General features: G+C 58.0%; 8 protein-coding genes and 1 riboswitch. All 8 genes read right to left on the bottom strand.

Features of this window, described 5'->3' with window-relative positions; genetic code table 11:
* Positions 1–173 precede the first annotated feature (173 nt).
* Entirely contained in the window at positions 174–707 is a 534-nt protein-coding gene (gene cobU, locus ACNKH3_RS01085) for a bifunctional adenosylcobinamide kinase/adenosylcobinamide-phosphate guanylyltransferase (RefSeq protein WP_420207929.1), read from the bottom strand.
* Positions 707–1,627, bottom strand: a complete 921-nt coding sequence (ispH, locus tag ACNKH3_RS01080) for a 4-hydroxy-3-methylbut-2-enyl diphosphate reductase (protein ID WP_420207928.1) — start codon at positions 1,625–1,627, stop codon at positions 707–709. The genes cobU and ispH overlap by 1 nt, the downstream gene beginning before the upstream one ends.
* A gap of 16 nt (positions 1,628–1,643) precedes the next feature.
* Positions 1,644–1,931, bottom strand: a complete 288-nt coding sequence (locus ACNKH3_RS01075; RefSeq protein ID WP_420207927.1) for a YbeD family protein — start codon at positions 1,929–1,931, stop codon at positions 1,644–1,646.
* 17 nt (positions 1,932–1,948) lie between these two features.
* Positions 1,949–2,833 carry an AEC family transporter gene (locus ACNKH3_RS01070; protein WP_420207926.1) on the bottom strand — a complete coding sequence of 295 codons (885 nt, stop codon included), beginning with the start codon at positions 2,831–2,833 and terminating at the stop codon, positions 1,949–1,951.
* Between the two features lie 70 nt (positions 2,834–2,903).
* Positions 2,904–3,986 carry a 3-phosphoserine/phosphohydroxythreonine transaminase gene (serC, locus tag ACNKH3_RS01065; protein WP_420207925.1) on the bottom strand — a complete coding sequence of 361 codons (1,083 nt, stop codon included), beginning with the start codon at positions 3,984–3,986 and terminating at the stop codon, positions 2,904–2,906.
* 60 nt (positions 3,987–4,046) lie between these two features.
* Positions 4,047–4,514, bottom strand: coding sequence for a tRNA (cytidine(34)-2'-O)-methyltransferase (locus tag ACNKH3_RS01060; protein ID WP_420207924.1), 468 nt, complete (start codon positions 4,512–4,514; stop codon positions 4,047–4,049).
* A 139-nt stretch (positions 4,515–4,653) separates the two neighbouring features.
* On the bottom strand, positions 4,654–5,667 hold the full coding sequence (locus ACNKH3_RS01055; RefSeq protein ID WP_420207923.1) for a hypothetical protein: 1,014 nt from the start codon (positions 5,665–5,667) through the stop codon (positions 4,654–4,656).
* A gap of 22 nt (positions 5,668–5,689) precedes the next feature.
* Positions 5,690–5,768: riboswitch (cyclic di-GMP riboswitch) on the bottom strand.
* A 113-nt stretch (positions 5,769–5,881) separates the two neighbouring features.
* Positions 5,882–6,508 carry a helix-turn-helix domain-containing protein gene (locus ACNKH3_RS01050; RefSeq protein ID WP_420207922.1) on the bottom strand — a complete coding sequence of 209 codons (627 nt, stop codon included), beginning with the start codon at positions 6,506–6,508 and terminating at the stop codon, positions 5,882–5,884.
* Between the last annotated feature and the right edge of the window lie 3 nt (positions 6,509–6,511).

Here is a 6,511-nt window from a genome sequence, read left to right as displayed (position 1 = left end):
TTGAATATCATTGTTTTGTCAAAGGAATTTCTTGGTTCGAGGCAAAGACTGCCATCATCCGTGACGCTGTTCGGGCGTATTTGACGAAACCGATTTATACGCTTGAGCCTATCAATCTTTATGCAACTGCGTAACTCCTAAGTATTATTCTCCTGCATATTTTTTCGTAAAACTCACTTGAGCCGCAGCGGAATGCCGCAGCAGACAAGAAAAACTTCATCAGCCGCCGCCGCCGCTGTCTGATTGCAGCGGCCCGCCAGATCACGGAAACGCCGGGCGGCAGGATTGTCCGGGACGATGCCCAGTCCGACCTCGTTGCTGACCAAAATCACCTGCCCGCGCCGTCTGCTGGCGGTTTGACACAGCTCCTTGGTCAGCGCGCTGACATGCTCCTCATCCAATGCGCCGCCCTGCTGCTCGGCCTCGTGCATCAAATTGCTGATCCACAGCGTGAGGCAGTCAATGAGCACGGTTTCTTCATCGGGACGGCAGCACAGCACCTCCGCCAGCCGCAGCGGCTCCTCCGCAGTCTGCCAGCCTTTGCCCTGCCGCTCCTGCTGATGGCGGAGGATGCGCCCGTCCATTTCCGGGTCGATGCGCGGACAGGTGGCCACAAAAAGCCGGGGCGCGGCAAGAGCTTCGGCCCGCTGCTGGGCAAAGGCGGATTTGCCGGAACGGCTGCCGCCGGTGATCAGGGCAAGAGCCATCAGACACGCAGCTCCGGGAGTTGAAAGGCGATCTGCTCGGTCTCGCCGTCCATTTCGGTCACACTGACCGCGCCGTGCCGCCGCAGCCAGTCCGCCACTTCCTTCACCAGATGCTCCGGCGCAGATGCTCCGGCAGTCACGCCGACCCGCCTTGCGCCGCGCAGCCAAACCGGGTCAATTTCGTCGGCTTCATCAATCAGATACGCCGGAACACCTTTTTTGCTCGCCACCTCGCGCAGGCGGTTGGAGTTGGAGCTGTTCTTGGAGCCGACCACCAGCAGCAGATCGGTCATGTCCGCCAGCTGCCGCACCGCCCGCTGCCGGTTGGTGGTGGCGAAGCAGATGTCGGTGCGCTCCGGCTCGGCCAGGAGGGGGAAACGCCTGCGCAGGGCGGCGAGGATTGCGGCGGTGTCGTCCACACTGAGGGTGGTCTGCGTGACCCAGCCGACGCGGGCTGGATCGCGCACAGTCAGACTCTCCACCTCGTCGACCGAGGAGATGACATGCACCGCGCCGTCAGCGTGACCGCAGGTGCCCTCCACTTCCGGGTGGCCCTTGTGGCCGATCACCAGCACGTCGCAGCTGATTTTGTTCAGGCGGGTGACGCGGCGGTGGACCTGGGCCACCAAGGGGCAGGTCGCGTCAATGACGCGCAGGCCAAGGGCCGCCGCCTGCTCGGTCACAGCGCGGGACACCCCGTGCGCGCTGAAGATGGTCACTGAACCGGCGGGAATGTCCTCCAGCTGCTCGACGAAAACCGCGCCTTTGGCCGTCAGCTCCCGGATCACATGGCTGTTGTGCACGATTTCATGCAGCACATAGACCGGCGGGCTGTACAGCTCCAAGGCCTTGCTGACGATGCTGATCGCCCGCTTCACCCCGGCGCAGAAACCGCGCGGGCGGGCAAGAATGATTTCCATGCCTTTGCCCTCCTTCCTACAGCAGCAGCCGCACCGCCGGGTGCCCGGCAAGATGCTGGAAAACAGCCTGCCGCTGCTCATCACTTTCCACCGCGACCTCAAGATTCATGCACAGATAGCGGCCCGCGCTGGAACGGCGGGATTCGGAAAAGGAATAGGGCGCGTCGCCGAGCAGGGCGGAGACTGCGGCCCGCATCGCCTCTTGGTCAGAGCCGATCAGCTTGTATTGCCAGACGCAGGGATAGTCAATCTGCGCTGTGCGGCCTTGTTTATCCCCCTTGTTCATATCGTCTTGATTTATCATTTTATTTTTCCGAAAATTCACAGCAGCCTGTATATCACCGGCAAGGTGAGAAATGCGCAAACAATTCCATAAGCGGCCAAAGCTGAACTGAGCTGCGGCTTCAGCCCGGCCACTGAGGCAAGCACGCTGGCTGTCACCATCGGCGGCATGGCTGTCTCAAACAGCGACACTTTGACTGCCTCGCCGGAAATGTTGAGCAGACGGCAGCTGAAAATGAAAAGCAAAGGTATGACTGCCATGCGGAGAGCAAGTCCGAACGCCAGCGGCGCGATCTCGTCTCGCGGCAGCAGCAGCTTGGTTTGCACGCCAATGGCCACCATCACCACCGGCACCATTGAACTGGCGGCAATGGCCAGCAGATGCTGCGCCCAGTCAGGCAAAATGACATCCCGCAGCATGAGGGCGAGCAGCAGCGCGGCAAAGGGCGGAAAGCTGACCAGCCGCCGGAGCAGGACAGCTGGCCGGGGCTTCTCGCCGCCGCTGTACAGCGCGAGAACAAGCGTGCCGTATGTGGACAAGGCCAGAAAAGTGCCCAGCTGATCGTAAACCACCGCATAGGCCAGCGCGTCCGGGCCAAAAAACTGCTCCACCATCGGCAGGCCAAGAAAACCGGTGTTGCCCAGCGGCACCATGAGCAGCAAGGCGCCTGCGGTTTCTTTTGACCATCGCAGCAGGCGGCAGGCCAGCAGCACCAAAAAAGCGGAGACAGCGATGACTGCCCACGGCATCAGCAAGGGCGCAAGCAGCTGATCCGAAAAATGCAGCTTTGGCACCTGCTGCAAAACCAAAGCAGGCAGGGCGATGTAAATGACATACAGATTCAGGCTCTTGTCAGTGCCTGCCGGAAAAATTCCCAACGCGGCAAGCAGGCGGCCAAGAGCCATGAGGAGCAGAAAAGACATGGCGGCAGGAAAAAAGAACCGCCGCCCTTTGGAGCAAATCATCTCCCCAAAGGCGCGGCCAAATAAAGCCTCAGCCGTTCTTCCTGGCGAACTCCGCCATGAACTCCGCCAGCTTTTGCACGCCCTCCAGCGGGAAGGCGTTGTAGATCGAGGCGCGGCAGCCGCCCACGTCGCGGTGGCCTTTCAGACCGTCCAGACCTGCGGCGGCGGCCTCCTTGACTAACTTGGCCTCCAGCTCGGCGGTCGGCAGGTTGAAGGTGACATTCATCCGCGAGCGCGCTGCCTCCTCCGCATGGCCCCGATAAAAATCGGTCGCATCAATAGCCTGATAGACGATCGCCGCCTTCTCCTCGTTGCGCTGCTGCACAGCCGCCAGGCCGCCCTGCTCCTTCAGCCAGCGCATCACCAAGCCGACGCAGTAAATGGCGAATGTCGGCGGGGTGTTGTACATCGAACCCTTGTCGGCGTGGGTTTTGTAGCGGAGCATGACCGGCACCGTGGCCGGACATCTGTCGAGCAGGTCTTCGCGGATGATGACGATGGTCACGCCCGCAGGCCCCATGTTCTTCTGCGCTCCGGCATAAATGATGCCGAACTTTGACACATCAACAGGCCGCGACATGATGTCGGAAGACATGTCGCAGACCATCATGCAGCCTTTGTCCGGGAAATGGGCGAACTGAGTGCCGTAAATGGTGTTGTTTGAGCAGAGGTGCAAATATTCCGAGTCAGCGGCCACGCTATATTCATCATCCGCCGGGATGTGCCGAAAGCGATTCGCCTCGCCGGAATAGGGCACCTCAATTTGTCCAAAGGCTTTGGCCTCCTTGATCGCCTTGCCCGCCCAAACGCCAGTGTTGAGGTAGGTCGCCTTCTTGCCCGGCCCCAGCAGGTTCATCGGGGCCATGAAAAATTGCGACGACGCGCCGCCTTGCAGGAAAAGCACCTTGTAATTCGCAGGCACAGCCAGCAGCTCGCGGATCAGAGCTTCTGCCTCATCAAGAACGGCCATGAAGTCCTTGGACCGATGGCTCATCTCGATCAGGCCCATGCCCTTGTTGTTGAAATTGACGATGTCGCGGGCCGCCTGCTCAAGGACGGACTGCGGCAGAACGGCTGGGCCGGGGCTGAAGTTGAAGATTCTTTCAGGCATGATATTGTTCGGTCTCCTTGCAATATAAATAAAGGAGCAGGGGCGAAAGATTTTTCGCCCCTACATTTTGACATGCTGCCGCAACGCCTCATACAGCACAATTCCGGCACTCATGGCCAGATTAAGGCTGCGGATGTGCGGATTGGTCATCGGAATGGTATAACAGCGGTCGGCGTAGAGCGCAAGGATTTCTTCTGGCAGTCCTTTGGTTTCCCGGCCAAAAACAAGGAAGCAGCCGGGCTGGAAATCCGCCTGCCAGTAAGGCCGCTCCGCCTTGGTTGTGAAAAAAAAGAGCCTGCGTTCGTCCTGCGCGGCGAGGAATGCCTCTAAATTCGGCCAGTGCTGGATGCGAACCTGCGGCCAGTAGTCCAGCCCGGCCCGCTTCAGGTGCTTGTCGTCGGTGCTGAAGCCGAGCGGATGGACAAGGTGCAGAATGGAGTCCGTGGCGCCGCAAAGCCGGGCCACAGAGCCGGTGTTGGGCGGAATCTCCGGCTCGACAAGAACGATGTTGCAAGGGGCGTTCGGCATGGGATCAGCGTGGTTGAAAAATCTTCTGCCGGAAGCATATACCCCAATCAGCGGCAGAAGGCAATTTTTCAACGAAAAAAAAGGCAGACCCGACTGGGCCTGCCCCTTCTGCGGCATTTAGAAAGCGAGCTAATAGCCGTTATTCACCGCAGGTGCCTTCAAGAGCTGCGCCTCGCACAACCGCATGGGCAACAACATACACGGTGGAGGCATCAGTTTTGAGGGTGACGATGTAGCTGTCAGAGCCAGAATGACCGTAAGTGCCAGGAGCTACTTTCGGCAGATATCTCGTTCCTACATACAGATGCGTCTTATCCAAACTGAAACCGGAAAGCATCCTGTAAGCAACAGCAACCTCTTTGCTTTCCTTGTAGGTGACATCCAGTTCACCAACAAGAGTTCCTTTGCTGATGTCATTTTTTCCAGCAGCAGCGTAAATCGGCACAGTGAAACTGTCGCCCTTCCGCACGGCTAATTGCCAGCCCCAGCGTTTTGTTTTAAGGAAATCATTCAATTCCAAGTCGCCTTTGTCAAGGAGGAGGTCGCCATTGCGATCACCAAAGGCGAATGCGGTTTCACAACCTTCAGCAACAGGGAGAGGATCGAGGATGGGGTCTACAGGACAAGTAAAGGAAACAGAAGAATACATCGCCCAACTGCCGCCATTGATCGGCGGCCCTTCAACCCATCCAGTTTCGGTTTGATAACCGCCATTGCCGTCAGGTTTACGCAGGGACGCATGTGCTGCCAAATAACCAGTGAGATCACACAGCTCTCCTGTGCTTAATTCCTTCAGCGGCACATAAAACGAATAATTTGTTGCTCCGGTAATATCGTCGGATATATAGGGAAAATTTCCTATTTGTGGATTTCCTTGCTTGCCCGCAGGCATAAGGTCCAAATTCAAGCCTGCCCAAAGTTGGGCTTCAGACAGTTCCCAACCGTTGCTCGTTTTGTAAGTGACAGTCATAAAGTCACCTTCTACTTGGACGCAAACTTCACCTGCCTCGATGAACTGGCCCGCCAGCATCCGCTGACATGTTCCGCCTTCAGGGGAATAACTAACCTGCAAGCCTGCTTGGGCGGCGAGAGGGATGGAAGCGGCGAAAAATGCGGCCAGTCCAATGGTCAATACTGTTGCTGTGGATTTCATGACATACCTCCCGGTATATGAAGCAGGCAACCCGGCTGTCTCCCCTATGGAGACCCGCAGCTTTCCGTCACCGCCTCACGGCGGCTTTGGCTTTATCAACTTCCCCGGTCCGGATATTTTTCCAGCCCGGCAAGTCAGGTTCCCGCCAGTTTGCAATCTATATATACGTTATATGCCCCCCCCCCCGCAAATGTCAATACTTTTTTTAAAATTTTCAATTGTCTGTTGGAACGGCCTGTTCCTGCTCCGCCGGCTTGATGCTGGGCGGCGGTTCTTCCGGAGTCGGCGCGGCTTCAAGTTCAGGCAGATGCTGAAGGTGCTCCGCCGGAATCTGCTCCTGTTTTTGGTAGGAGAAGGGATTCCAGCCGGTGTATAGGAAAAATCCGGCGATGAATAAAATGATCAGCGCAATGATGCCAGCCGCCAACGTGAGCGCCGACATGTGGGCCGGTTCAGCAAGCTGCTTCGCCGACATGGAGCTGCGCTCCCGGCCTGCGCCGCTGTTTTTCTGCTCGTTCAGCTTATGCCGCTCGCGTTCGGCGATGAACTGTTTCGCCGCCGCCGGGCCGTCCGCGCCGAGAAAATTGCCGTAAATGGCCACTTGGCCGCGCATGAAAGTGTTGGCAGGCAGGTCCGCATACTTTTCATGCTCAACAGCCACCAGATTGGATGCGGAGATGTTGGTCTCCTTGGCCGCGTCGCGGATGCTGATTCCTTTTTCCTTCCGCAGCTGGCGCAGCATCGCGCCAACAGAGGCGTATTCGGTTTTTTGGATTTCCTGCCGCACATGCTCGCCGCCAGCCGCCTGTTTGTCTGTGCCGATCTGCTCGTGTTGGTTCATGAA

The sequence above is a fragment of the Candidatus Electronema sp. JC genome, from assembly GCF_048287365.2.
Taxonomy (GTDB): Bacteria; Desulfobacterota; Desulfobulbia; order Desulfobulbales; family Desulfobulbaceae; genus Electronema.
This window is presented reverse-complemented; position numbering and strand designations above follow the sequence as displayed.